22 protein-coding genes are annotated in these 24691 nt (G+C 55.8%); 20 read left to right on the forward strand and 2 right to left on the reverse strand.

Going from position 1 to position 24691, the window contains the following annotated elements; all coding sequences use genetic code 11:
- The 5 genes from B5E84_RS06090 to B5E84_RS06110 all read left to right on the forward strand — a co-directional run.
- The coding region (locus tag B5E84_RS06090) for a UPF0236 family transposase-like protein (RefSeq protein ID WP_204248551.1) at positions 1-514 on the forward strand (514 nt) is incomplete at its 5' end.
- Positions 515-620: 106 nt separating this feature from the next.
- Positions 621-965 carry a Fic family protein gene (locus B5E84_RS21030; RefSeq protein WP_242963315.1) on the forward strand — a complete coding sequence of 115 codons (345 nt, stop codon included), beginning with the start codon at positions 621-623 and terminating at the stop codon, positions 963-965.
- A 429-nt stretch (positions 966-1394) separates the two neighbouring features.
- Positions 1395-2246, forward strand: coding sequence for a DUF6602 domain-containing protein (locus tag B5E84_RS06100; RefSeq protein WP_087220737.1), 852 nt, complete (start codon positions 1395-1397; stop codon positions 2244-2246).
- A 215-nt stretch (positions 2247-2461) separates the two neighbouring features.
- Positions 2462-2782, forward strand: a complete 321-nt coding sequence (locus B5E84_RS06105) for a DUF4190 domain-containing protein (protein ID WP_087220740.1) — start codon at positions 2462-2464, stop codon at positions 2780-2782.
- 12 nt (positions 2783-2794) lie between these two features.
- Complete coding sequence (locus B5E84_RS06110; RefSeq protein WP_087220743.1) at positions 2795-3592, forward strand: DUF975 family protein; 798 nt, start codon at positions 2795-2797, stop codon at positions 3590-3592.
- 171 nt (positions 3593-3763) lie between these two features.
- Here B5E84_RS06110 and B5E84_RS06115 read toward each other — a convergent pair whose 3' ends face one another.
- Together B5E84_RS06115 and B5E84_RS06120 are read right to left on the reverse strand one after the other, a co-directional pair.
- Positions 3764-5284 carry a DUF4190 domain-containing protein gene (locus tag B5E84_RS06115; protein ID WP_087220746.1) on the reverse strand — a complete coding sequence of 507 codons (1521 nt, stop codon included), beginning with the start codon at positions 5282-5284 and terminating at the stop codon, positions 3764-3766.
- Between the two features lie 33 nt (positions 5285-5317).
- Entirely contained in the window at positions 5318-6226 is a 909-nt protein-coding gene (locus tag B5E84_RS06120) for a PHP domain-containing protein (RefSeq protein ID WP_242963316.1), read from the reverse strand.
- 189 nt (positions 6227-6415) lie between these two features.
- On the opposite strand from B5E84_RS06120, the gene B5E84_RS06125 reads away from it, so the two are divergent.
- The 15 genes from B5E84_RS06125 (at position 6416) to B5E84_RS06200 (ending at position 24674) form a co-directional block, all read left to right on the forward strand.
- Complete coding sequence (locus B5E84_RS06125) at positions 6416-6676, forward strand: PRC-barrel domain-containing protein (protein ID WP_087220749.1); 261 nt, start codon at positions 6416-6418, stop codon at positions 6674-6676.
- Positions 6677-6868: 192 nt separating this feature from the next.
- Positions 6869-7504 (forward strand): GNAT family N-acetyltransferase, encoded by a 636-nt coding sequence (locus B5E84_RS06130; RefSeq protein ID WP_087220752.1) that lies wholly within the window; start codon positions 6869-6871, stop codon positions 7502-7504.
- A 172-nt stretch (positions 7505-7676) separates the two neighbouring features.
- Positions 7677-8129, forward strand: a complete 453-nt coding sequence (gene nrdR, locus B5E84_RS06135) for a transcriptional regulator NrdR (protein WP_087220755.1) — start codon at positions 7677-7679, stop codon at positions 8127-8129.
- 3 nt (positions 8130-8132) lie between these two features.
- Positions 8133-8648 carry a YqeG family HAD IIIA-type phosphatase gene (locus B5E84_RS06140; RefSeq protein ID WP_087220758.1) on the forward strand — a complete coding sequence of 172 codons (516 nt, stop codon included), beginning with the start codon at positions 8133-8135 and terminating at the stop codon, positions 8646-8648.
- Complete coding sequence (gene aroE / locus B5E84_RS06145; RefSeq protein WP_087220761.1) at positions 8641-10029, forward strand: shikimate dehydrogenase; 1389 nt, start codon at positions 8641-8643, stop codon at positions 10027-10029. Before B5E84_RS06140 ends, aroE begins: the two co-directional genes overlap by 8 nt.
- The gene (gene aroQ, locus B5E84_RS06150) at positions 10026-10454 is read left to right on the forward strand and encodes a type II 3-dehydroquinate dehydratase (RefSeq protein WP_087220764.1); all 429 of its coding nucleotides are present in this window, start codon (positions 10026-10028) and stop codon (positions 10452-10454) included. Before aroE ends, aroQ begins: the two co-directional genes overlap by 4 nt.
- Positions 10455-10554: 100 nt before the next feature.
- Positions 10555-10860 carry a hypothetical protein gene (locus B5E84_RS06155; RefSeq protein WP_087221038.1) on the forward strand — a complete coding sequence of 102 codons (306 nt, stop codon included), beginning with the start codon at positions 10555-10557 and terminating at the stop codon, positions 10858-10860.
- Between the two features lie 93 nt (positions 10861-10953).
- A complete protein-coding gene (gene efp / locus B5E84_RS06160) occupies positions 10954-11511 on the forward strand; it encodes an elongation factor P (protein WP_087220766.1) in 558 nt (185 codons plus the stop codon).
- Between the two features lie 386 nt (positions 11512-11897).
- Positions 11898-15407, forward strand: a complete 3510-nt coding sequence (locus B5E84_RS06170) for a doubled motif LPXTG anchor domain-containing protein (RefSeq protein ID WP_242963317.1) — start codon at positions 11898-11900, stop codon at positions 15405-15407.
- Between the two features lie 293 nt (positions 15408-15700).
- The gene (gene argS, locus B5E84_RS06175) at positions 15701-17470 is read left to right on the forward strand and encodes an arginine--tRNA ligase (protein WP_087220775.1); all 1770 of its coding nucleotides are present in this window, start codon (positions 15701-15703) and stop codon (positions 17468-17470) included.
- A 56-nt stretch (positions 17471-17526) separates the two neighbouring features.
- Positions 17527-20691, forward strand: a complete 3165-nt coding sequence (locus B5E84_RS06180) for a DEAD/DEAH box helicase (protein ID WP_087220778.1) — start codon at positions 17527-17529, stop codon at positions 20689-20691.
- A 1-nt stretch (position 20692) separates the two neighbouring features.
- Positions 20693-21397, forward strand: coding sequence for a FadR/GntR family transcriptional regulator (locus B5E84_RS06185; RefSeq protein WP_087220781.1), 705 nt, complete (start codon positions 20693-20695; stop codon positions 21395-21397).
- A 213-nt stretch (positions 21398-21610) separates the two neighbouring features.
- Entirely contained in the window at positions 21611-23068 is a 1458-nt protein-coding gene (locus tag B5E84_RS06190) for an NAD(P)/FAD-dependent oxidoreductase (protein WP_087220784.1), read from the forward strand.
- Positions 23065-24315 (forward strand): NAD(P)/FAD-dependent oxidoreductase, encoded by a 1251-nt coding sequence (locus B5E84_RS06195; protein ID WP_087220787.1) that lies wholly within the window; start codon positions 23065-23067, stop codon positions 24313-24315. Before B5E84_RS06190 ends, B5E84_RS06195 begins: the two co-directional genes overlap by 4 nt.
- Positions 24309-24674, forward strand: coding sequence for a DUF1667 domain-containing protein (locus B5E84_RS06200; protein WP_087220789.1), 366 nt, complete (start codon positions 24309-24311; stop codon positions 24672-24674). The genes B5E84_RS06195 and B5E84_RS06200 overlap by 7 nt, the downstream gene beginning before the upstream one ends.
- Positions 24675-24691 lie beyond the last annotated feature (17 nt).

The following is a 24691-nucleotide window of genomic DNA, read 5'->3' on the forward strand; positions in this document are numbered from 1 at the left end:
ACTGCTGACCTGGATCCGAGAAAATCAAAAAAGGAAAGTAGAAGAATGGATTCAGGAAAAGTATGCCCGGTTAACGGAAAGAAAACAGAATAAGCTGCAAAAAGCGTGGAGTTATCTGAGACGGAATTGGAAGGGGATTCAGGAGCGTCTGAAGGAAACAGAGGAAAATATCGGCAGTAGCACGGAAAGCCATGTGAGCCATATATTGTCGGCCCGAATGAGCAGCAGGCCAATGGGATGGAGTCTAAAAGGAGTCGATCATGTTGCCCAGTTGAGAATCTATTTGAAAAACGGAAGGGACTTGTCAGAGTTGCTGTTGCCTTTGAAAACGGAAGGGACAGAGGGAGCAGAAAAGGAAGATGAGAAACGGTGCTTTAGTGCGCATGAGATCCTTGCTTGGGAAAAACAAAAGCAAAAGAAAAACGGGAAATACATCGAGGCGTTACAGGCAACAGTGAGCAGACAGACTGGAGCGAAGTTCTATTTCCAATCGGCAATAGCCGGAATATGCTGACAGGAATGAGGAAAAGTGACAGGTGGAGTCTGCCTATATGGTTCCCCAGGTAGAGTTACACCATCGTTTTATTCCGTTTTATTTGATGAAATGAATGATGTGTGGTATGATAAAAATAATGATTGACCATGTGGCGGAAATTCCTTATTCCACGGACAGTCTCCTGACTGCCCATGGCATTATGGCACGGGGGTTGATGGAAGAGTTCGGCGTATTCCGCAGCCGCTCTGTGAGTGTGGTAGACAACGAAGGGCAAGTCCTGCATTTCGGTACATTTCCGCAGTATGTCCCGGACCTAGTGATAGAACTGATGGACTGGGCAAAGACCAACGAGGTGTACATACGGATTCACAGCTGCCTGATCCACTATGAGCGGGAACTGATATATTCCTTTGCCGATGGAAATGGGTGTGTGGGCCGCTTGTGGCATACGCTGTTGCTTTTCAAATGAAATTCGGCGTTTACCTGGCTCCCAGTAGAATCTATTATCCATGATTGACAGCAGGAGTATTATGCAGCCATCAATGTTCCCAATGACGCGGTAGAATCTACACTATTTATTGAGTTCATGCTCTCACCCATCAAAGTATCACTTGTGGATGTGATTAGTGCGAGTGATGAAATGAGCAAAAGATGGACAAGGCAACCCTTCGTTGGAACAAGATTCAGGAGTATCTAAAAACTCACGATTATATCATGAATGCCGATGTGCGGGAACTGTGTGGGGTGTCGGCGGCAACGGAGAATCGGATTCTTGCTACGCTTGTGGACAACAAGAAACTAACAAAGTGCTATGAACATGGGTATCGGTCTTATAGATTAAAAATATAAATGTTCCGAACAAACATACTGCTTAGATAGAAATGGGTAGGTGAATCGCATGAACGAAATTTTTGACAAGTTGATTAAATCAAAAATAGAGCAATTTGAATATGATTATATCAATCTTTCAAGGCAAATATTCGTAAATAGTGAAGGAAAACTAATTAATCCCGGAGAATTTGGCGTGTACCGAGAGGGTATAATAAAGAATTTTTTGTCCCCGTTTTTGCCAACACGATTGGCAATTGGAAGCGGATTTATTATTACTTCCAAGAATAGGATTAGCACGCAGTGTGACATTATTATCTACGATAGAGAACATACTCCCCTTATTGAGAATAACGAACAGCGCTTTTTCCCGGTTGAATGCGTTGCGGGTGTTATTGAAGTAAAGTCAAAGTTAACAAAATCAACCTTAAAAGAAGCATTGGTTAAATTGTCCGCCATTAAAGATCTGCGAAACGATATTGGATCTAATCCATACATTTTTAAGGACTATGAAGATGACACAAAGTTTGATGCCAAACTGAAAGTTCGGGATCAGATGGCTACATTCCTTATTTGCGAGAGCATTGACATTGATATTGCGAAAGAGATAGATACTATGTTTGCTGATATATACGCAGGAATAGACAAATCTCTTTTTCACAATATGATTCTATCACTAAATGATTGTTGCTTTGCATATTTTGAAGGTGATAAACTAATGTATCGTGCGTACTTTAACTATGCCAAATCTACATTCAAAAACGAGTGTATCTTCCCTCACGAGCTTGGTTATAAAAAAGAACATATCCTTATGTTTCTGAACTATTTTTATATGATAATTTCGTCTGTATCCATCATGGATATTGAAATTACAAGTTACCTTGGATCAAAAAGACTTAAAAAAACTCTTAAAGAAACATAATGATGAATGGCCATCTATCCTCAATTTCTCACCGCTTACAATAATCGAGAAACTACCCAAGTTACGAATGAAACCCGGAAAACCTGTCCACATCAGACTTTCCGGGTTTCGTTTTTTTTGAATGGACCGGGAGCGGACGGATTCCCCAACCGCCTATTGAAAATACCGGGATCCTGTGATACACTGACCTATATTTTTAAAAAGGAGTGAGGAACATGGATCAAAATAGAGAATTTTTCCAGGAACCGGCGCCGTTTGCGGAGAACCGCCCGTTTTCGGACGGCCCGGAAATGCCGCCGAAGAACAACATGGCCACGGCCTCCCTGGTACTAGGAATCTGTTCCCTTTTGGGGATTTGCTGTATGGGGATCGGAGGCATGATCTTAGGGAGCCTGGCGATGATCTGCGGGCTCCAGTCGAAGACCGGGGATCATCTTGAGACGAAGGCGGTGGCCGGGGTCGTGACGGGAACGCTGGGGCTGGTGCTGTCCATTGTGGTGCTGGTCCTGCTGATTGTGGCGGGCAGTACATACTAGGAGGTGACAGACATGGAGAGAGGATTGAAGACATCAGAATTAAAAGGGATGGCAAGGCGCGTCCTTGTGGGAAAATACGGCATTTCAGCAGGGCTTTTGACGGTGATGGCCCTGGTGTGCATGGGAGGCGGCGTGTTGATTTTTGCCCCCGTTTTCGTAATGGCCGGCATGGCGGTGGCCAGTGACATAAACTCGTCCAACGGGATTGCGCTGATTTTGGGAACTTACGGAGTCATTCTGCTGCTGGCGTTTGTGTTTAATATGGTTTACGCTCTGTTTACGGCAGGATCTGTCCGGTTTTTCTACAACGTCTGCACCGGCCAGCCCTACGGGATCGGGGATCTTTTATTTGCCTTTAAAAACAGATGGTACCGCTTTGTAGGGCTGAATCTGATCGTCTCCCTGGTGGGCGTGGTGATGAACATCCCCTACCTGGTGGTGATGGTGGCGGCGGAGCTGGAGCCCTGGGCGGAGTGGCTGCAGGTGCTGGAGTTTCTGCTGATGATTCTGGGCACGGTGCTGGGCATTGTGTTTCAGCTGTTTTTCGGCCTGGCCAGCCTGATTCTGGTGGAGGACCGGCAGAAGGGCGTGTTCGTGTCCATGGGAGAGAGCGCAAGGCTGATGCGGGGAAACGTGCTGCGGTTGATTGTGCTGGGGCTGTCCTTTTTAGGGAGCATCCTCCTTTCTGTTCTGAGCTGCTATCTGGGCTTTTTGTGGACGGTGCCTTATATGAGCTGCGCCTACATTTATTTCTATTTGGATATTAAGAGGCGGCGGGAAGGGGAGTATGTTTCCGGCGCGGAAATGTGAAGAAAGAGATAAGACGAACCCCTGCCGGAACCTGGTGGAAATGCCTGGTTCCGGCAGGGGTTTTTATGTTGTGGGAAACGGCGTTCCCTGTGCCTTATGCTGTGAAAGTTTCCGGCGTCAATGTGGGCTGCTGGGCGCACTTTAAGACGCGGGAGAAACCGCGTGTCCCCTCTATGCGCCTGCCAGGCTGTTTTCCGGCGGCAGAAATGTTTCTGACAGTCCATTTTCCGGCGGGGCGTAAAGTTCCAGAAGGTCTGTCTCCAGCACCCGCTCCCCCGTTTCCCGGTCGAACACGTCAAAGGCGGTTTCCAGGCGGTTTTCCTTTTCCAGGTATTCATAGAAAAAGAGCTGTTCCGCCGCCTGCTTTCCGGGAAGAACGTCCACGTAGAAGGAGGGGGACACGCTCGTTCCGTCCACCATGGCGTGGACGCCGTAGACGGTGACAGCGGTGTCCCGGTGGTTTTCCACCAGGAGGAGAGGGCCGTCCTCCGGCATCAGATCGCTGGTTTCCGGGATGGGGAGAACGGAAACGGTGACGCCGTTTTCTTCAAAGATAACCTGGCGCTCCGGAAGGGGAGGAAGGCTGTCCTCCCCGGCATCGGTGAGGATAGAAACCGGCCCGGACTGAAACAGGAGCCGTCCGTCCTCCGCGTCGTAGGCTGAAAAACTGGTTTCTACCTGGCTGACGGTGCGGATGCCGCAGATGTTTAAGCCGTAGCCGTTTAAGTCCAGGGTGGAGGTGGAAACGGCTCCGTCCTCCACGTCGGCGTAGAAGTCGGCGTAGTTCATATAGCCGTTTACGGAGGAGTCCTCCGCCTGTACATAGATGTCCCGGCCGGTGGCATTTTCCACGGAGAGGGTGATCTCCGGGCCCCAGGAGCCGTCGGCAAAGAAGGCGGTGGCGGTGATGGAGATTCCGTCCTGGGAAACCAGCTCCTGGAGGGGCAGCTCCACCTGGGTGAAGGGGCCGTACTCCGACGGGCCGTCCCAGTCCTCCTCCCAATCTTCCTCCCAGTCCCCGGATTCCGACAGGTCTGGCGGAAACGCCACTAAGATGGACAGGCCAGCGATCAGAACCAGGTGAATGATGGAGATGATCAGGGCGGCTTTGGCCAGGGTGTGGCTGTGTTTCCGGTCGTGGATGCCTAAGTCCACGATGGCCAGGATCAGCCCCACACAGTTGCAGAGGAAGGAAAAAATCAGCGCCAGGATGCTGAGCACGGACGGAGGCAGGGACTGTTTCTGCTGCGGACAGGAGCCAGGATCACAGGCCGTTGGGGGATGAGGCTCCTGGGCTGAGGCAGAATCCCGCTGCCACTCCATTCCTTCCGGCGGCATGGAGGAGGCGTCGGAGCCGGTGCCGTCAGAGGTGGGAATAGAGTCGGAGCCGGTGCCGTAGGGGGAAGACATAGAGTCAGAGCCGGTGTCGCCTGGTGAGGACGGAGAATCGAAGTCCGTGTCACCAGGAGAGGGCATGGAATCCGAGCCACCTGGCGGAACCAGGGAATCGCAGTCTGCCGAAACAGGATCCGTTTCCAAACATTCGTCCGCCCTGTGAGATTCCCGGTGTCCGTTTTCATATTCCGCCGGTGGGGCTGTCTGGTCCACGGGCCTCATGGCGACGCCGCAGAAGGGGCAGTTTCCCGCCGCTCCGTTTGCCGTCAGGCCGCATTTGGGACATTTTATGGTCATAGCTGGTTCTCCTTTCGTAAGGTCAGAGGAAGGTTACGGCTCTGCCGGTTCTCCTGGGAAAAATTCCTGGCTGAGGAGGCGGTAAAGGCCGTCCTGGCCGAAATCCCCGTCCCGGAATCCCAGGCGCACCGCCGGCTTTGTCTTTCCGTGGAAATCGCTGCCGATGGTTTTTAAAAGCCCGATCCGATCCGCCAGCCCTCCGAAATACTCCAGATCCTCCGGGCTGTGGTAGCTGCTGTACACCTCCATGCCCCGCATTCCCGCCTCCGCCATCTGACGGATGCGGGCCTCGTCCCGGCCCACAGTGATGGCCGGGTGGGCCAGCACGGAGAATCCGCCGGTCTCCAGAATCAGCTGGTTTGCCTCGTGGAAGGAGATATAGTGAGTGGGAATAAATCCAGGGGTTCCCTGGGAAAAATAGTCCCAGTAAAAGTTTACGAAGGGATTGTCACTGCGGTTTCCGCCGGCCTGGTATGGGGTCAGAATGGGATTTTCCAGGTTCCGGCTGTCGGATAAAGCCGTTTCGCCGATGATTTCCCCGGTGATGATGCCGTCGTGGGCCAGTTCCAGGCAAACCTCATCGTTAAACTGAAGTCCCAGCTCCCGGTGGGCAAACTCCAGCATCCGGCCGGATTTTTTCCGTTCCTGCGCCAGCACGTCCTCCTCCAGCTCTTTAAAACGCCGGTCCGTCCAGTCGATGCCGTAGCCCAGCAGATGGAGGTAAATCCCATCCAGAATGCAGTCCAGCTCCGTGCCGGGGATGAGGCGGATGCCGGCTAACTTGGCGGCTTCCATAGCGGGAGCGATACCCCGGACGCAGTTGTGGTCGGTGACGGCGATCAGGCGCAGGTTCGCCTGGCTGCACAGGCCGATCAGGGTTTCTGGGGAAAACTCCCCGTCTGTGCTGAAAAACGTGTGCATATGTAAATCAACGATGCTCATAGAGATTCCTTTCCGCAGCCCGCCTGTTTTGCTTTTCCGGGCTGCCAGAGCACTTTTGTAAAGCGCCACGACTTTATTTTACCATCGCGGACGGCGGTTTTGCAAGAGAGGACGGGGAATTTTACGGGGCTTTCACAATCCCTTTCCCATTGGCATAAACTGGTCGTAAGAGGCTTTAGGAGGCGGCGGATGAGGATTTGCGAGCTCAAACGGAAAGAGGTCATCAACATCAACGACTGCAAGCGGCTGGGATTCGTGGGGGACGTGGATTTTGACATCCACACCGGCTGCATCTGCGCCCTGATTGTGCCGGGGCCGGGCTGCATCTGCGGCTTTCTGGGCCATGAAAAGGAGTACGTGATCCCCTTCTGCGACATCTGCCAGATCGGCGAGGACATTATTCTGGTGGATGTGAAACGGAAGGATGTGGAGGAGAAGTGCAGGGATTAAAAAGAGATGGAAGGCGGCGGGGCTCTGTGATAAAATGGGAGGATCAAAGGAGACAGGCGGTCTTCCCGGGGAAAATGACAGGGCAACATGACAGGGAGCCGCCCCGCCAGGCGGCCGCAAAACCGGAAAGGACGGCCAGCCTGAGAACGGGGAACCATCCGCCCTTCCGCGAAAAACCGAAAGGAGGATACCATGATTACCATTCGAAATGAGACACCAACCGATTACCGGGCAGTGGAGGAACTGATCCGCCGCTCCTTCTGGAACCAGTACGTGCCGGGCTGCCACGAGCATTACCTGGCTCATATCATCCGCCCCCACAGGGATTTCCTGCCGGAGCTGGATCTGGTGCTGGAACTGGACGGGCAGATCATCGCCTCCGTCATGTACACCAGGGCGCGGCTGGTGGACAAGTCCGGGGAGGAGAAATCCATTCTCACCTTCGGCCCTTTTTGCACCGCCCTGGAGTATCAGCGTCAGGGCTACGGAAAACGGCTGCTGGAGGAGTCCCTGGCCAGGGCAGAGCGCCTGGGCGGCGAGGCCGTGGTGATTTTCGGCAGCCCCGCCAACTACGTAAGCCGCGGGTTCCAGAGCTGCAAAAAATACCAGGTGAGCCTGGAAGGAGGGACGTACCCGGCGGCCATGCTGGTAAAGGAGTTAAAACCCGGCGTCCTGGCCGGACGGAAATGGACGTATGTTCAGAGCCCGGCCTTCGACTTTGACGAGGGGGAGGCGGAGGCCTTTGACCGGCAGTTTGCACCTATGGAAAAGGGCTGGCAGCCCAGCCAGGAGGAATTTTACATCCTTTCAAACGCCGCGCTGCTGTAGACCGGCGGCGGGAACAGAGACGTTTACCAGGCCTGGTAGCCGTGAATTTCCGGAAATGCGGGGGCTGGGGACGCCTGTAAAACAGGAAAATACTTGCGGATTTCTCCGCCCTAAGGTAAAATAAATGAAAATATCGGGGCCGAAAGGGCGCCCGCACTCAGGAGGAAACACCGTGAAATGTCCATTTTGTAATGCTGCCGATACCAAAGTGATTGATTCCAGACCGGCGGACGACAACAGCTCCATCCGCCGCCGCAGACAGTGTGAAACCTGCGGAAAGCGTTTCACCACATACGAAAAACTGGAAACCATGCCTCTCATGGTGATCAAGAAGGATAATTCCAGAGAGACCTACGACCGGGCCAAAATCGAGGCGGGCATCATCCATTCCTGCCACAAGCGCCCCGTTTCCACCCAGCAGATCAACTCCATGATTGATTCCATCGAGACGGAGATTTTCAACCGGGAGGAGCGGGAGATCGAGACCTCTGCCATCGGTGAGCTGGTGATGAAAAAGCTCAAGGATTTAGACGAGGTGGCCTATGTGCGTTTCGCCTCCGTTTACCGGGAATTTAAGGACGTGAATACATTTATGGAGGAGATCAGCAAGCTGCTGAAAAAATAGCCTATGTTCCGAGCATTTTACCCAAAACGCTATCTGGCCTCGGCCTACGAGATCCCCTATGAGAATATGAAGGAAAAGGGGATCCGGGGGGTCATTTTTGACATTGACAATACCCTGGTGCCCCACGATGCCCCGGCGGATGAGCGGGCGGTGGAGCTGTTTCGCCGTCTCCACGCCATGGGCCTTCAGACCTGCCTTCTTTCCAATAATAAGGAACGGCGGGTGGCCCCCTTTGCGGCGGCTGTGGGCTCCGCCTACATTTACAAGGCGGGGAAACCGTCGAAAAAGGGCTACGAGAGAGCCATGGAGCGGATGGGGACAGATTCGTCGTCCACCCTGTTTGTGGGGGATCAGCTGTTCACCGACGTGTACGGGGCCAACCGGGCGGGGCTTTACAGCATCCTGGTAAAGCCCATCAACCCGAAGGAGGAAATCCAGATTGTGCTCAAGCGCTATCCGGAAAAACTGATCCTCTGGCGCTACGAAAAGGAAAAGAGAAGGAGGAAGGACCGTGATTGACGGAAAGACAAGGGTGTGCGGCATCATGGCAAATCCGGTGGAGCATTCCTACTCGCCGATGATGCAGAATTTCTTTGCCGGGGCGACGGGGGTAAATCTGGCCTACGTCCCCTTGAAAGTGGAGCCGGGGATGGTGGAGGAGGCGGTAAAGGGCGCCTACGCCATGAATCTTCTGGGGATGAATGTGACCGTTCCCTACAAGCAGCAGGTGATGCCCTTTTTAAAGGAAATCGACGAGGGGGCGGCCGCCATCGGCGCGGTGAACACCCTGGTGCGGATGGAAGGCGGATATAAGGGCTATAATACGGATGCCCCCGGCCTGTACCGGGCTATGGCGGAGGAGGGCATTTCCATCGAGGGAGAGGAGTGCATCCTGTTGGGGGCGGGAGGCGCCGGAAAGGCGGCGGCCTACACCCTGGGCGTCCACGGGGCGAAACGGGTGTACCTGTTAAACCGGAACCGGGAGCGGGCCGTTTCCCTGGCGGAGGAGATGAACGGGAAATTTGGCCGGGAGGTATTTTTCCCCATGGGCCTTGAGGAGTACGGGGGCATCCCGGAGGGCTCTTACCTCTGCATCCAGTCCACCAGCGTGGGCATGGCTCCAAAGACGGAGGAAGCGCCCATCGAGGACGAAGCATTTTACAGAAAGATCCACACCGGCTTTGACATTGTCTACACCCCCTTTGAGACCCGGTTTATGAAACTGGTGAAACAGGCGGGAGGACGGGCTTACAACGGCCTTTCCATGCTCATTTATCAGGGCGTCATCGCCTACGAGCTGTGGAACCCTGCTGTAAAGGTGAGCGCTGCCGCTGTGAAGGAGATCCGCCGCCGCATGGAAGAAAAGCTGGCGGGCCGGGACGGAAATGTGATCCTCATCGGCTTTATGGGCGCGGGAAAGACCACGGTGGGACAGGCTTACGCCAGCCGCTACGGGAAGGAATTTCTGGATACGGACGCCCTCATCGAGGCCCGGGCGGGAAAGACCATCAACGCCATTTTCGCGGAGGAGGGCGAGGAGGCCTTCCGCCGGATGGAGACGGAGACGGTGCGGGAAATCGGCGACCGGATGCGGAATACGGTGGTGTCCGTGGGAGGCGGACTGCCTCTGCGGGAGGAAAACAGACGGCTGTTAAAGGCGGCCGGGACGGTGGTATATTTAAAGAGCCGGCCGGAGACGGTGTGCGAGCGGTTAAAGGGGGATGACACCCGGCCCATGCTAAAGGGCCATGACCCGGAGAAACGGGTGCGGGAGCTTTTGGCGGCGCGGGAGGCGGCCTATCTGGACGCCTGCCATTTTTCCGTGGACACGGACGAGCGGACGCAGGAGGAGCTGGCGGAGTTCGTCTACGGGCTGGTAAACAGGGAGGAAGAATCATGAAAATACTGGTGATCAACGGCCCCAACATCAATTTCCTGGGAATCCGGGAAAAGGGGATTTACGGAACGGAAAATTATGAGAGCCTGGTGCGGAGCCTGGAGGACAAGGGCCGGGCGGAGGGCCATGAGGTGGAGGTGTTCCAGAGCAACTACGAGGGAGGCATCATCGACCGCATCCAGGCGGCCTACAGCGACGGCACAGAGGGCATTATCATAAACCCCGGCGCCTTCACCCATTACAGCTACGCCGTGCGGGACGCTCTGGCATCCGTCTCCATGCCGAAGGTGGAGGTACACATTTCCAACGTGCACAAGCGGGAGGAGTTCCGCCACACCTCTGTCACCGCGCCGGTCTGCGACGGCCAGGTGGTGGGGCTGGGCTTAAAGGGCTACGCCCTGGCTATGGATTATCTCACGGGAAGATAGAGCTCTAAAAAGTCTCTTTGAGAGCGGTGCTTTCAGAAAGGGCGCAGGATTGGTGAGGTATATTTCCTCACGGCGAGGACGTAAAAAAGGTGTGAAAACAATGGAACGAGTGATTTATAAAAGCGTAATAGAGATTCGTCATGATATTTCGGAAACGCAATTACAAAGGGTGAGAGCCGTAGCGGAAGCCGCGTTTCAGAATCGTGCCGGGTGTGTAAAGAACATCAGCGAGGATCCTTATCAGCTGGTATTTGCCGGAGGCGAGGGAGAGTATGGCTGTCTGGAAGTGGGGATGCTCAATTTGAAACGAGAATCTGATTTTTTTCCTTTTTTGAGCGCATGGCAATGGATTGATGAGGACCCAGACGAGTGCTGCGATCTGTTAAAGCTTCTACAAAAATTGTAAAAAGGTGTTGAAAATACCCTGGTTTTAGTATAGAATAGATACGATTGATTTTAGCAAGTATGAGAGAAAAGAATTTAAGGAGGAATATCATTTATGATATCAGCTGGTGATTTTAGAAACGGCATGACTCTTGAGATTGATGGCAACGTTTGCCAGATCATCGAGTTCCAGCACGTAAAACCGGGAAAGGGCGCTGCGTTCGTTAGAACGAAGATCAAGAACGTGATCAGCGGCGGCGTGGTTGAGAGAACCTTCCGCCCCACCGAGAAGTTCCCGGCTGCGAGAATTGACCGCGTGGATATGCAGTATCTGTATTCTGACGGCGACCTGTTCCATTTCATGAACGTGGAGACCTACGATCAGATCGCTCTCAACAGCGAGACCATCGGCGACGCGCTGAAGTTCGTGAAGGAGAACGATATGTGCAAGATCTGCTCCTACAATGGAAACGTGTTCTCCGTAGAGCCGCCGTTATTTGTAGAGCTTGAGGTGACCGACACCGAGCCGGGCTTTAAGGGCGACACCGCTACCGGCGCGACGAAACCGGCAACTCTGGAGACCGGCGCCGTGATCAATGTTCCGCTGTTTGTAAACATCGGCGACAAGTTAAAGATTGATACCCGTACGGGCGAGTACCTGTCCAGAGTATAAGGACGGGTTTGAGAGAGGGACTGTTCAGCTGGAAGGGCTGGGCAGTCCCTTTTTTGTGTCATAGGAAACTGCGTTCCCTATGACACAAAAGTCTCCGGCGGGAGGCGCACTTCGCGCAGAGGAATATGGCTGCTGACGCAGCCGCGTTCCGGCGCGAGTGTGCGCTGTTGCTCACACTTTTTTTGGGTATTAGGTATGATTTTACGGTTTAAATGGGGGTATCTGTTTTTGGATATGAAAAAAGCTAGAAAAAATGTGAAAAAATTATGAAATAAAAAAATAGGGGGGGGGGTAAATTACTCTGTTTGTAACATTGACTCTGTTATACTCCTAGAGATAGACGGCATTTTGCCGGACATCAATGATCAAAAAAGGAGTGAATGTGAATGAGAGGGCAGAGCAGAAGAAGGCCTCCGCGCCAGAAACGGTACAAGAAAGCGTTGGCGATGGCGTTGGCCAGTGTGCTGGCCAGCAACGGCGCCGGTGTGGGAATGCTGGTGAGCTTTGCGGAGGAAACCGGCGTGGAGTCATCCTACGATATGGAGGATGAAACCGGCGGACTGGAAGAAACCGGGGACGGCGAGAACGAAGGAACCGGCGGACTGGAAGAAACCGGGGACGGCGAGAACGAAGGAACCGGCGGACTGGAAGGAACCGGAGACGGCGAGAACGAAGGAACCGGAGATGGCGAGAACGAAGGAACCGGGGATGGAGAGAACGAAGGAACCGGAGACGGAGAGAACGAAGGAACCGGGGACGGAGAGAACGAAGAAACCGGAGACGGCGAGGATGAAGGAACCGGGGACGGTGAGAACGAAGGAACCGGAGATGGTGAGAACGAAGGAACCGGAGACGGCGAGGATGAAGGAACCGGAGACGGAGAGAACGAAGAAACCGGAGACGGCGAGGACGAAGGAACCGGGGACGGCGAGAACGAAGGAACCGAGGGCGGCGAGAACGAAGGCACCGGAGACGGTGAGAACGAAGGAACCGAAGGCGGTGAAAACGGCGGCCTGACGAACAGTATGCCCCAGGATGGAGCGCCGCAGAGCGGCCCGACGGATGGACAGGACAGCGCCGAAGATAAGGTCGGAATCGAGTACGTTGTAACTCCGGAAGATGGCGCCATAGTGAACGGCCCTGACCAGGTGAAGGTGGGCGAGGATCTCGCGTTCCAGGTAGAGCTGGAAGAAGGCTACGCCGTGGCCTTTGTCTATGCCAACGAAGAAGAACTTCAGGCAGATCATACCGCCACCGGCAGTGAGCTGGAAAACAGTGTGGCCTACTATTACCTGGAGGATGTGACGGAAGATACGGTGATTGAGGTACAGCTGGATGGGGCGATGGCGCTGGATCTGGTGGAGTATGACATCAAGCCGGGGATGGAGCAGAGCGAGATCAATGAGGTTCTGAAAAGCACAGATAAAGAAGAAGTCATTGTTCAAGCCGGAGATTATTCAGACAAAACCTTTTCTGTTGCCGATAAGACTCTTACAGTGGACGGAACCGTTACGGTGAAAGGACTTAGTCTGAATAACGCGACGGTTCAGGGCCTGCATGAGTTTATCTTCCCGGAGGACGCCACGCTGGAGATGGAGGAAGATGAAATATTTGAAGGCGCGGATAAGCTGATTGTAAAGCAGGACAAAGGAGTCGTAAGAATTAACGGAGATGTGGAGATCACAGAGATTGACCTGCAAATCAGAGGGGATGGGGCTCCATATTCGGTGTTGTGGAGTAGCGGAACCATTACGACAAACCATGCAGGTTTCAGCGTGGAGGGCAGCAATGTTTCATCTGGCTATGGTGTTTATGTTCAAAATGCCGTTAAGGGATTTACAGGAAATAATAGCTATGTCAGCTTTTCCAATCATAAAGGAAAAAATGAAAGCGGGCTTGTGGTAAATGATGAGGCCAGTATCAATTTTACATTTGAGCTTACCAATGGTATTTTTAAGGCAAATAATAATGGTTTGAACGGTATACAGTCCAGTAATGCCAAAACTGGACAGACCTTTATATTCATTTACTCAGATGTGGAAACCAGCGGGAATGGAACCAATAAAGGGTTCACCTCCAGCGGAGATGGTTTCAGCTACGGACATTACAAATTTGTTTCCGACGGGTCAAATCGTCTGGTAATGAACAACAACAAAGGAAAAGGTCTGGGAGGCGGTTCCTCAGCGGCGGCAGGCCTGTATATGGAAGGCTATACCGTAGAGGCCAATGGAAACAACAGCATTGGAATCAATGCCAGCAAACCGATGATCGGCTATGATGAAATTGTAATCAAAGACTGTGAGATCCATGCCAATGATAATTCTACCGGCATCGAGTTAAGCGGAACAGCAAACATTTCAGACAGTACAAAAATTACTGCGGCTGAAAACAGCACAGGAATCAGTTTCAAAGCACCGGCGACAGTGACAAACAGCACATTGAATGTGAATGGAAACCGGACCACCGGCATAAAGAATGTCAGTGAACTGCGGTTAGAAGACAGCATTGTGCTGGATGATGGGGCGACCACAGCATACACTGGATACGCAGGTAGTGCTGACGGAACAGCCGTTATGATCCTTTCATCCGAAGAAACAGTCGTTACATTAAATGGTAGTAGCGATGAGGATGGAGATGGAAAATTATATTATAAGAGTTTCCTGGGTGAATACAAAGGTGACATCCAGGTACAAAACGGCTCCCTCCAGGCCAGCTCCCCCATCACCTACCCGGCTTACGCCCAGGTACTGGCAGGCGGCGCCTACAGCCCGAAGATGACCAAAAACCCCATCAATACCAACGGCACTCCAGTGTACCGGTTCGACCTGCATGAGGGGTACGATCACGGAACTCTTTTAAAGAATGCCGGAGATGGAATCTGGTCCTTTACTTACCTGGACGGAGAGACGCCGGTAAGCTACGGTTTCCGCTACAATGAAAGCGGAGAGGATCTGGACAGCGGCGCAGGAAACGCCTACGTCTGGACCACCGTGGGCACCGTTTCCTACGATGCCACGGAGGGCGCGATCGCAAGCGCTAACACAGCCACCGTCCGGGAAAATGCTCGGTTTGCCGATGACGTGGTGATCAACGGCGGCGGCCTGAACCTTTCTGAGCGCACGAAACCGGAGGCGAAGAAAGACGGCTTGAACTTTGGCGGCTGGTTTATCCCGGCGGACGGACAGAAGGCGGCGGAGTACGCCGCGGCAGGAAACTGGGCGGCCCTCTACGAGCAGCTGGATGTGAGAAACGGCGCCGTACTGTTTGACGGAGACGTTCCGGTGGACGGCAGCGTGACCGTTTACGCCAAATGGCTGCCCATCAACAAGTACACCATCACCGTCAATTACCTTCAGTGGAGCGAGGACGGCAACCATCAGCAGATTTCCGACAGCGTCCTGTTAAAGAACGCAGATGGCACTACAGAGTGGACGGAGGGAGATTCCTACGATGTCAGCGGAGATGAGGCCCTGAAAAAGGAGATCTCCGGCTACACCTTCCGAAACATGGAGGGAGCCGTGTCCGGCACCAATATGACGGGAAATGTGGTGATCAACGTATTTTATGACCGGACGCCGAGCACTCCTTCCGGTGGTGGAAACGGTGGCGGCGGAAACAGCAGCGGTGGCGGCAGCGTTGTCACCCCGGGAGACCGGAATCCGGGACCGGGAGTGATGATTGATGACGGCCAGGTACCGCTGGCAGATATTCCGGAGGCAGAGGTTCCCATGAGCGACAGCCCGGTGCTGATCGCTGAGGAGGAGACGCCTCTTGCCGCCCTGCCCAAGACGGGACAGAACCAGACCAAGCGCGGACTGGCCCTGTTTGGACTGCTGTCCGGCATTTCCCTGCTGGTATTCGGCAGTCGGACGGAGCGGAAAAAACGGTTATTTTGATAAAAGAGTAACGTCCTGAATGGAAGAATCTTCAGGCGAACGCCCCCGGAAGGCCGAAAACGGTCTCCGGGGGCGTTCTTTTCCCCATCTTTCTCCCCAGCAGAATCTTGAATCCGAAAGGGGTTTATGGTAGGATGGAGGGAGGGAAAAGGCGTTCACGTTGCCGTTGCTTTTTCCAGGAGACTGCGATATAATCATTAGTTGCGTGCAGTATTGAGTAAACGGACATGACTGCTAACGCGGTCATCACAAATTATGAAAGCCAAGAGGAAAATAGAAAGGAAATCGCAAGAATGAAGAAGATTCTCGATTTGATCGCCGGAGAGCTGAAACCGGTTTTTGCAGAGTGTGGATACGACGAGGCATACGCCAAGGTCAATCTGTCCAACCGCCCGGACCTGTGCGAGTACCAGTGCAACGGGGCCATGGCGGCGGCCAAGGCCTACCGGAAAAAGCCCATTGACATTGCAAGCGACGTGGTGGAGAAGGCGGCGGGAAACCCCATGTTCGCGGAGATCTCCGCCGTAATGCCCGGCTTTATCAACATCCGCTTAAACGGAGAGTGGTTGGCAGGATATTTAAACGGAATGCGCACCCAGGAGAAACTGGGGCTGGAGGCGCCGGAGCAGCCGGAGACCCTGATCGTGGACTACGGCGGGGCCAACGTGGCCAAGCCCCTTCACGTGGGCCATCTGCGGGCGGCTATCATCGGAGAGAGCGTCAAGCGCATGGGAAAATTTTTGGGCCATCACGTGATCGGCGATGTGCATCTGGGGGACTGGGGCCTGCAGATGGGCCTGATCATCGAGGAACTTCGGGACAGAAAGCCGGAGCTGCCCTATTTTGACGAGGGATTTACGGGAGAATATCCCCAGGAGGCCCCCTTTACCATCGGGGAGCTGGAGGAGATCTACCCGGCGGCCAGCGCCAAGTCCAAGGAGGACACGGACGAGGGGCGTGCCTTTAAGGAGAGAGCCCAGACGGCCACCTTCAAGCTCCAGAGCGGCTACAAGCCCTACTATGCCATCTGGCAGCACATTATGAAGGTGTCCCTGGCGGATCTGAAAAAGAACTATGACAGCTTAAACGTCCATTTTGACCTGTGGAAGGGAGAGAGCGACGCTCAGCCCTACATCCCCGGACTGATCCAGGAGCTGATCGACAAGGGGCTGGCCTATGAGAGCCAGGGCGCCCTGGTGGTGGATATTGCGGAGGAGACGGACGCCAAGGAGCTGCCTCCCTGCATCATCCGCAAATCCGACGGAGCGGCCCTCTACGCCACCTCCGATCTGGCCACCATCGTGGAGAGAGAGCGGGATTTCCACCCGGATCACTACATTTACGTGGTGGACAAGCGGCAGGAGCTCCATTTCACCCAGGTATTCCGGGTGGCGAAGAAGGCAGGCATCGTGGGCCCGGAGCGGAAGATGGATTTCCTGGGCTTTGGCACCATGAACGGCCGGGACGGCAAGCCCTATAAGACGAGAGAGGGCGGCGTCATGCGCCTGGAGCGGCTGATCTCGGAGGTGAACGAGGCCGCTTACCAGAAGATCATGGAAAACCGCACGGTGTCCGAGGAGGAGGCCAGGGAGACGGCCAAGATCGTGGGCCTTTCCGCCTTAAAGTACGGCGATTTGTCCAACCAGGCGGCGAAGGACTACGTGTTTGACATCGACCGTTTTACCTCCTTTGAGGGGAATACGGGGCCCTACATCCTGTACACCATCGTCCGCATCAAGTCCATTTTAAACAAGGATGGGGGACAGCCGGCAGACGGAGCCATCCTGCCGTCGGTGACGGAGGCGGAGCGTGCCCTGCAGCTGGAGATCACCAAGTACAACGAGGTGTTAAACGCCAGCTTTGACGAGATCGCTCCCCACAAGATCTGTCAGTACGTATACGACTTATCCAACGCCTGCAACCGGTTCTACCACGACACGAGAATCATCACAGAGGAGAACCAGGCCCAGAAGGAGAGCTGGCTTTCCCTGGTGCGTCTGGCGAAGGATGTGCTGGAGACCTGCATCGGCCTCTTAGGCATCGACGCCCCGGACCGAATGTAAGGATTCCATTTTCATTGAGAACATTCTCCGTTTTATGAGGAGGAAGATCAGAAGGCATGACCATCACCCAATTTACATCCAATACATTTTGGAAAGGAGAGACTGCCGTGAAAGCGGCGGTCTCCGACGGCGCCCGGATTTACCGGGCGTCTCTCTATTTAAAGCGGGATCAGGTGTTTGACTACTCCTGTACCTGCGACGGAGGGCGGTCCTATAAGGGGATGTGTCCCCACTGCGCGGCCCTGTTTGACTACTATAAGGAGCGGAACCGGTCGGAGAGCCAGCGGCCGGTGTTTACCTCCCAGGAGGTGCGGGCCATGATCCGGGAGTACACCAACCGGGAGGTGGCGGACATTATGCGGGAGGAGGAAGGGGCGGACGTGTCCCTGCGGCCGCGGCTGCTTTTGCGGGGAAACGGCCTCCAGCTGGAGTTTGACATTGGCAGGGAGCGGTTTTACGTGTTAAAGGACCTGGCGGCTTTTGCCGACGCCGTGGACGGGGGGACCTTTGTCCGCTACGGGAAAACCTTCGCCTTCCACCACAGTCTTTCCGCCTTTACCCCAAAGAGCCGACCCATGGCGGAGTTTCTCATGGACCAGATCCACGCTTACCGGGATTATTACGCCCATTTCCACCGGGGGGCGGGGACGTCCGTGCCGGGAGTCCGGGCCATCCAGCTGGACAAGGGCAGCAGAGACCGGTTTTTCCGCCTGGTGACGGGAGAGGGACTGGAGGTGGAGGATAGCCGGGGCGGCCGCAGGACCCTTTTGGTGGCGGAGGAGAATCCCCGCCTGGAGGCGCGGGCGGAGCGCAGCGGCCGGGACGGCATTTCCATCGCCCTGCCGGAGGGGCTCCTCTATTTCCGGGGAGAATCTACGGTATATGTGGGGCTGGGAGAGAAACTTTACTGCTGTGACGGGGCCTGCAGCCGGGCGCTGTCCTTTTTCCTGGACGGCATGATGAAACCGGAAGGGGCGGGACGGCTGTCCGGGCGGCCCCTTCTGGAGGTGAACGACCGGGATCTGCCTCTGTTTTACGAGCGGGTAGTGCGGGCCCTGGAGCCTTACGTCTCCTTTGATTCGGAGGAGGTGCGGCTGGAGGACTACCGGCCTCAGGAGTTAAAAGCCAGGTTTGAGTTTGACAGCCCCGGAAAAAACGAGGTGGTGCTCCATCCGGTGCTGTCCTACGGAGATTTTTCCTTTCATCCCGTGGAGGATGAGAAGGTGCCGCGGACAGTGTGCCGGGACGTGCCCGGGGAGTTTCGGGTGAGCCAGGCCATCACCAAGTATTTCCGATACCGGGAGACGGAGGGGAACGACCTGGTGATCCGGGACGACGAGGAGGCGGTTTACCGCCTGTTGACGGAGGGAATCCCGGAATTTATGGAGTTGGGGGAGGTGGCCGTGTCCGACGAGATGAAACGGATGCGGGTGGCGCCTCCGCCGGAGGTGTCCGTGGGCGTCTCCTACACAGGAAACTGGCTGGAGCTTAAGGTGGACGCGGAGGGCATGAGCCGCCAGGAGCTTTTGAAGATCCTGGACAGCTACCGGCAGAAAAAGAAGTATTACCGGCTAAAGAGCGGGGAATTTCTGGAGCTGACGGACGGAGGGCTTTTGACGGTGGCCAGGATGATGGACGGCCTGGGGCTTTCTAAGGCTCAGATGTCGGAGGAGGTCATGCGGATCCCCGCCTACCGGGCGTTTTACTTAAATTCCCTGCTGGAAGCCAGGAGGGATATGAGCGTGTACCGGGACAAGCTGTTTAAGGCGGCGGTCCGGGGGATGAAGTCCCTGGAGGACAGCGAGTTTGAGACGCCGGAGGGCCTGCGGGGCGTGCTGCGGGAGTACCAGAAGGTGGGGTTCCAGTGGATGAAGACCCTGGACAGCTTAGGGTTCGGGGGCATTCTGGCGGACGACATGGGACTGGGAAAGACGGTGCAGGTGATCGCCCTTTTGCTGGATGAGCGGGAGAGGGCAGGAGAAGAAAAACTGCCGTCCCTCATCGTCTGTCCCGCCTCCCTGGTGTACAACTGGGAGAGCGAGATGGAGAAATTTGCCCCCGCCCTGAAGGTACTGTTGGTGACGGGAAACGCCGCAGAGCGGCGGGAGGCGGTGAGCCGGGCGGCATCCTGCGACGTGCTGGTGACCTCCTACGACCTTCTGCGGCGGGATCTGGAGCTGTACCGGGAGCTGGAATTCCGCTATCAGATCATTGACGAGGCCCAGTATATTAAAAACGCGGGGACGCTGAGCGCCAAGGCGGTGAAATCCATCCGCTCCCGCTCCCGGTTTGCCCTCACCGGCACTCCCATTGAGAACCGGCTGGGAGAGCTGTGGAGCATCTTTGACTATCTGATGCCAGGCTTTTTGTTCTCCTACCAGAAGTTTAAAAAAGAGTACGAGACGCCGGTGGCGAAGGACGGGGACCGGGAGGCCCTGGAGCGTCTCCACGGGCTCATCGGGCCGTTTATCCTGCGGAGACTGAAAACCCAGGTGCTAAAGGAGCTGCCGGAAAAGCTGGAGACGGTGGTCTACTCCCGGCCGGAGGGAATGCAGCGGGAGCTTTACACCGCCAGCGCCGCCCTTTTAAAGGAAAAGCTGGAATCGGGAAATCTGGAAAACGACAAGCTCCAGATCCTGGCGGAGCTCACCAGGCTGCGGCAGATCTGCTGCCATCCGTCTCTTTGCTATTCCCACTACAAGGAGGGGAGCGCCAAGCTGGAAACCTGCGTGGATCTGATCCGGGACGGGACGGCGGGAGGCCACAAGATCCTGCTGTTTTCCCAGTTTACCTCCATGCTGGCCATCATTGGGGAGAGGCTGAAAAAGGAGGGGATTTCCTTCTTTTCCCTCACCGGAGAGACGCCCAAGGAGGAGCGGATCCGGCTGGTGAACGAATTTGGACAGGATGAGACGGAGGTGTTTCTCATCTCCTTAAAGGCCGGCGGGACGGGGTTAAACCTGACGGCGGCGGACATTGTGATCCACTACGATCCCTGGTGGAATGTGGCGGCCCAGAATCAGGCCACAGACCGGGCCTACCGGATCGGACAGGAGAAACGGGTGACGGTGTTTAAACTGATCATGAAGGACACGGTGGAGGAGAATATCATCCGCCTGCAGCAGATGAAACAGAGCCTGGCGGACGGGGTCATCACCGAGGGAACGGTGGATCTTAGCTCCTTAAACAGCCGGGACGTGCTGAAACTTTTGGAGGGTTAGGATGGAAAAAATGGTGCACAGATCCCTGCCGGAGCGGACGGCGGACGCGATTTCCGACCTGATTTACCGGGAAAACTACAGCTCCGGGGCCAAGCTTCCGGGGGAGACGGAGCTGGCTACCAGGCTGGAGGTGAGCCGGAACACGGTGCGGCAGGCGATCCGCATTCTCACGGAGAAACAGGTGGTGGAGGTTCGCCGGGGAGCCGGCACTTTTGTCTCCCTGCGGCGGGGCTTGAGCGACGACGTGCTGGGGCTGTCTCTGGTGAGCGATAAGAAAAAGCTGGTTCAGGACCTTTTGGAGCTGCGCCTGCTCATCGAGCCGCGGATGGCGGCTATGGCGGCGGAGCGGGCCACGGCGGCGGAGATCGCCCGCCTGCGGGAGATGTTTGCGGAGATGAAGGCGGCCTGGGAGGCGGGGCGGAACTATTTTGAGCAGGATATGGAGTTTCACACCTACATCGCCGGGTGCAGCGGGAACCTGGTGGTTCACAATCTGCTGCCCTCCATCCAGCAGGCCATCCTTCTCCAGGAAAATGTGACGGCAAGGCGGCTGGGAGAGCGGACGGTGGAGGCCCACCGGCGGATCCTGTCAGCCATCGAGAACCGGCGGGGCTGTCAGGCCCACGACGCCATGACGGCCCACCTGATCCAGAACCGGGAGCGGATTTTGCAGCTGATGGAGGAGGATCACCCGGGGATCGGATGAGAGACGAAAAAATAGACAAATATGTACTTTTTGACCGGCCGGAAGGGGAAAGCAGTTCCTTTTTCAGGGCCAGGGTTGAGAGGGGAGACAGGCTGTGGTATAAGAGGACCATAGCCTGTTTGATTTTCTGCGGAAGGGCGGATGGGATTTCTCCGGCCCGCGGGAATGGCCTTCGGAAAAAGGCGCAAAGGGGGCAGGAGAGGAGAGGTAGCGATGAGAGAATACGATGTGATGGTAATTGGCGCCGGCGTGGTGGGCTGCGCGGTGGCCAGGGAGCTGTCCCGGTACCGGTTGCGGATCGGGGTGTTGGAAAAGGAGCTGGACGTGGCCTGCGGCAATTCCAGCAGGAATACGGGAATGCTGCACGCCGGGTTTACCTACAAGCCGGGCACCTTAAAGGCGGAGTGCGCCGTGGAGGGAAACCAGGAGTTTGACCAGGTGGCGAAGGAATTAAATGTGCCCTTTAAGCGGACGGGAAAGCTGGTGGTGGGCTTTACGGATCACGACCGGGAGAACATTTTAAAGTTTAAGGCCATCGGGGAGCAGAACGGCGTGAAGGGGATGCGGATGGTGACGAAGGAGGAGATGGCGGCCATCGACCCTCACGCCGGGGGAGAGTTTGCCATGTACGTGCCAAGCTCCGGCATTTTAGACCCCATGCAGTACACCATCGCCCTGGCGGAAAACGCCGCCATGAACGGCGCCCAGTTCCTGTTTGGGCAGAAGGTGGTGGGGATGGAACGGGAGGAGGAAACCTACCGGATCCGCACGGAAAAGGAAACATTTTCCACCCGCTGGGTCATCAACTGCGCCGGAATGTACGCCCCGGAAATCTCAGAGATGATGGGGTATCCCAACTATCCCACGAAGGGCTTTAAGGGAGAGTATTTTATCCTGGACAAAAAGGCGGGAAAATACTTAGGAATCCCGGTGTACCCGGCGCCCAACGACAACGGCGGCTTTATGACCCACGCCACCCCCACGGTGGACGGAAATGTGCTGGTGGGCCCGGACTCCTACGTGACGGAGGACCGGGAGGACTACGCTGTGACAAAGGAGCATCTGGACGGCCTGATCGCGGACGGCAGAAAGATGTTTGACCATATGGAGCCCCAGTATTTTATCCGCAATTTCGCCGGTATCCGCTGGAAACGGTACGACCCGGAAACGGGGGCCATCCTGGACTTCCTGCTGGAGGCGGACGACGGACACCCGCGGACGGTGAACCTGGTGGGAATTGAGTCCCCCGGCATCACCTGCGCCCTGCCTTTAGCGAGACGGGCGGTGAAAAAGCTGGTGGAAAAGGAGCAGCCGGAGGCAAATGAGGCCTTTCAACCGAACCGTCCCGGTATCCGCCGGTTCAGCGAGATGACGGAGGAAGAAAAGAAGGCGGCCATCCAGGAGGACAGAGATTACGGCGAGATCGTCTGCCGCTGCGAGACGGTGACCAGGGCGGAGATCCGCCAGGCCATCCACAATCCCTTAGGCGTTCACACGGTGACGGGCATCAAAAACAGGACGCGGGCCACCATGGGGCGCTGCCAGGGCGGCTACTGCGAGACCAGGATCACCCATATGATCGAGGAGGAGCTGGGAGTGGCGCCGGAGGACGTGCGCTACTCGAAGGAAGGCGGATATATGTTTATGGGGAAAGTGAGGGAGGAACAATGAGGCAGCTTGATACAGTGATCATCGGAGGCGGCCCGGCGGGGCTTTCCGCGGCGGTGCGGCTGTGGGAGAAAGGGATCCGGAACCTGCTGATTTTAGAGCGGGAAAAGCAGCTGGGAGGAATTTTAAGGCAGTGCATCCACGACGGATTCGGCCTCACCCGCTTTGGGGAGACCTTGAGCGGGCCGGAGTACGCCCAGCGGTTTATCAGCCAGGTGGAGGAGTTTGACATCCCCTATATCACGGACACTACAGTCATCGACATTTCCGTGGAGGAGGATACGGGGAAGAAGAAGGTGGTGGCGGCCTCTAAGGACGGCCTGCTGGAATTTGAGGCGAAGACGGTGATTCTTACCATGGGATGCAGGGAGAGGACCCGCGGGGCCATCAGCATCCCCGGCGAGCGGCCCGCGGGCGTGTACACTGCCGGAGTGGCCCAGGCCTATATCAACCTCCAGAACAAGATGGTGGGCCGGGAAGTGGTGATCTTAGGCTCCGGAGACATCGGCATGATTATGGCCAGAAGGATGACCCTGGAAGGGGCCCACGTGCAGGCGGTGTTTGAGGTGCAGCCCTACGCCAGCGGCCTTCCCAGAAACATTTTGCAGTGTCTGGACGACTACGGCATCCCCTTATACTTAAGCCATACGGTGACGGAGATCCGGGGCCGGGAGCGGCTGGAGTCGGTGGTGGTTTCCCAGGTGGACGAGAGGATGCAGCCCATCAAGGGGACGGAAAAGGAGTATCCCTGCGACACCCTGATCCTCTCTGTGGGCCTGATCCCGGAAAATGAGCTGTCCCTGGCGGCGGGAGTGGAGCTGGATCCCCGCAGCAAGGGGGCGGTGGTGGACGAACATCACCAGACCAGCGTGCCGGGGGTATTCGCGGCGGGAAATGTGCTCCAGGTGCACGACCTGGTGGACTTTGTGTCCATGGAGGCGGAGGAGCTGGCGGACTCTGTGGCGGCCTACCTGCGGGAGGACGGTCTGACTCCCTGCGGCCTTTCCGTGATGACGGACGGGAACGTGACCCACACCATCCCTCAGCGCATCAGCGGAACGGAGGATTTTAAGCTGTCCATGCGGGTGCGCCGCCCCATGAAGGACTGCCGGATTGAACTGGTCCAGGGCGGCCAGGTGGTGGCGGAGCGCAGGATGAAGAAGGCCATCCCCGCGGAGATGATTCAGATCCCGGTGAAGGCGGCTAAGCTGAATGAAAAGGAAGATTTGGAGGTGAAGGTGGTATGTTAAAGGAATTTACCTGTATCATGTGTCCCAGGGGCTGTGAGGTGACGGCGGAAGTGGAAGGGAAGGAAGTTCTGTCGGTGGAGGGAAATTTCTGCCCCAAGGGCCGGGAGTACGTGCTCCAGGAACTGACCAACCCCATGAGAAACATCTCCTCCTCCGTGCTGGTGCGGGGCGGGGAGCTGCCTTTAGCCAGCGTGCGGCTAAACGGCCTCATCCCCAAGGACCGCATCTTCGACGTGATGGCAGAGATTCGGAAAACGGCAGTAGACGCCCCCACCGCCATCGGCCAGGTGGTCATTGAGAATGTGCTGGGGCTGGGGTGCGATGTGGTGGTGACGAAGATGGTGGGGAGACGGGAATGATGGTTTTCTCCGCCAAG

Source organism: Lachnoclostridium sp. An14 (assembly GCF_002160755.1).
Lineage (GTDB): Bacteria > Bacillota > Clostridia > Lachnospirales > Lachnospiraceae > Lachnoclostridium_A.

Bases quoted from the DNA above. Each gene is read 5' to 3' on its own strand.
- B5E84_RS21030 (WP_242963315.1), top strand. From the start codon at position 621: ATGATAAAAATAATGATTGACCATGTGGCGGAAATTCCTTATTCCACG.
- B5E84_RS06100 (WP_087220737.1), top strand. From the start codon at position 1,395: ATGAACGAAATTTTTGACAAGTTGATTAAATCAAAAATAGAGCAATTT.
- B5E84_RS06105 (WP_087220740.1), top strand. From the start codon at position 2,462: ATGGATCAAAATAGAGAATTTTTCCAGGAACCGGCGCCGTTTGCGGAG.
- B5E84_RS06110 (WP_087220743.1), top strand. From the start codon at position 2,795: ATGGAGAGAGGATTGAAGACATCAGAATTAAAAGGGATGGCAAGGCGC.
- B5E84_RS06115 (WP_087220746.1), bottom strand. From the start codon at position 5,284: ATGACCATAAAATGTCCCAAATGCGGCCTGACGGCAAACGGAGCGGCG.
- B5E84_RS06120 (WP_242963316.1), bottom strand. From the start codon at position 6,226: ATGAGCATCGTTGATTTACATATGCACACGTTTTTCAGCACAGACGGG.
- B5E84_RS06125 (WP_087220749.1), top strand. From the start codon at position 6,416: ATGAGGATTTGCGAGCTCAAACGGAAAGAGGTCATCAACATCAACGAC.
- B5E84_RS06130 (WP_087220752.1), top strand. From the start codon at position 6,869: ATGATTACCATTCGAAATGAGACACCAACCGATTACCGGGCAGTGGAG.
- B5E84_RS06140 (WP_087220758.1), top strand. From the start codon at position 8,133: ATGTTCCGAGCATTTTACCCAAAACGCTATCTGGCCTCGGCCTACGAG.
- aroQ (WP_087220764.1), top strand. From the start codon at position 10,026: ATGAAAATACTGGTGATCAACGGCCCCAACATCAATTTCCTGGGAATC.
- B5E84_RS06155 (WP_087221038.1), top strand. From the start codon at position 10,555: ATGGAACGAGTGATTTATAAAAGCGTAATAGAGATTCGTCATGATATT.
- efp (WP_087220766.1), top strand. From the start codon at position 10,954: ATGATATCAGCTGGTGATTTTAGAAACGGCATGACTCTTGAGATTGAT.
- B5E84_RS06170 (WP_242963317.1), top strand. From the start codon at position 11,898: ATGAGAGGGCAGAGCAGAAGAAGGCCTCCGCGCCAGAAACGGTACAAG.
- argS (WP_087220775.1), top strand. From the start codon at position 15,701: ATGAAGAAGATTCTCGATTTGATCGCCGGAGAGCTGAAACCGGTTTTT.
- B5E84_RS06180 (WP_087220778.1), top strand. From the start codon at position 17,527: ATGACCATCACCCAATTTACATCCAATACATTTTGGAAAGGAGAGACT.
- B5E84_RS06185 (WP_087220781.1), top strand. From the start codon at position 20,693: ATGGAAAAAATGGTGCACAGATCCCTGCCGGAGCGGACGGCGGACGCG.
- B5E84_RS06190 (WP_087220784.1), top strand. From the start codon at position 21,611: ATGAGAGAATACGATGTGATGGTAATTGGCGCCGGCGTGGTGGGCTGC.
- B5E84_RS06195 (WP_087220787.1), top strand. From the start codon at position 23,065: ATGAGGCAGCTTGATACAGTGATCATCGGAGGCGGCCCGGCGGGGCTT.
- B5E84_RS06200 (WP_087220789.1), top strand. From the start codon at position 24,309: ATGTTAAAGGAATTTACCTGTATCATGTGTCCCAGGGGCTGTGAGGTG.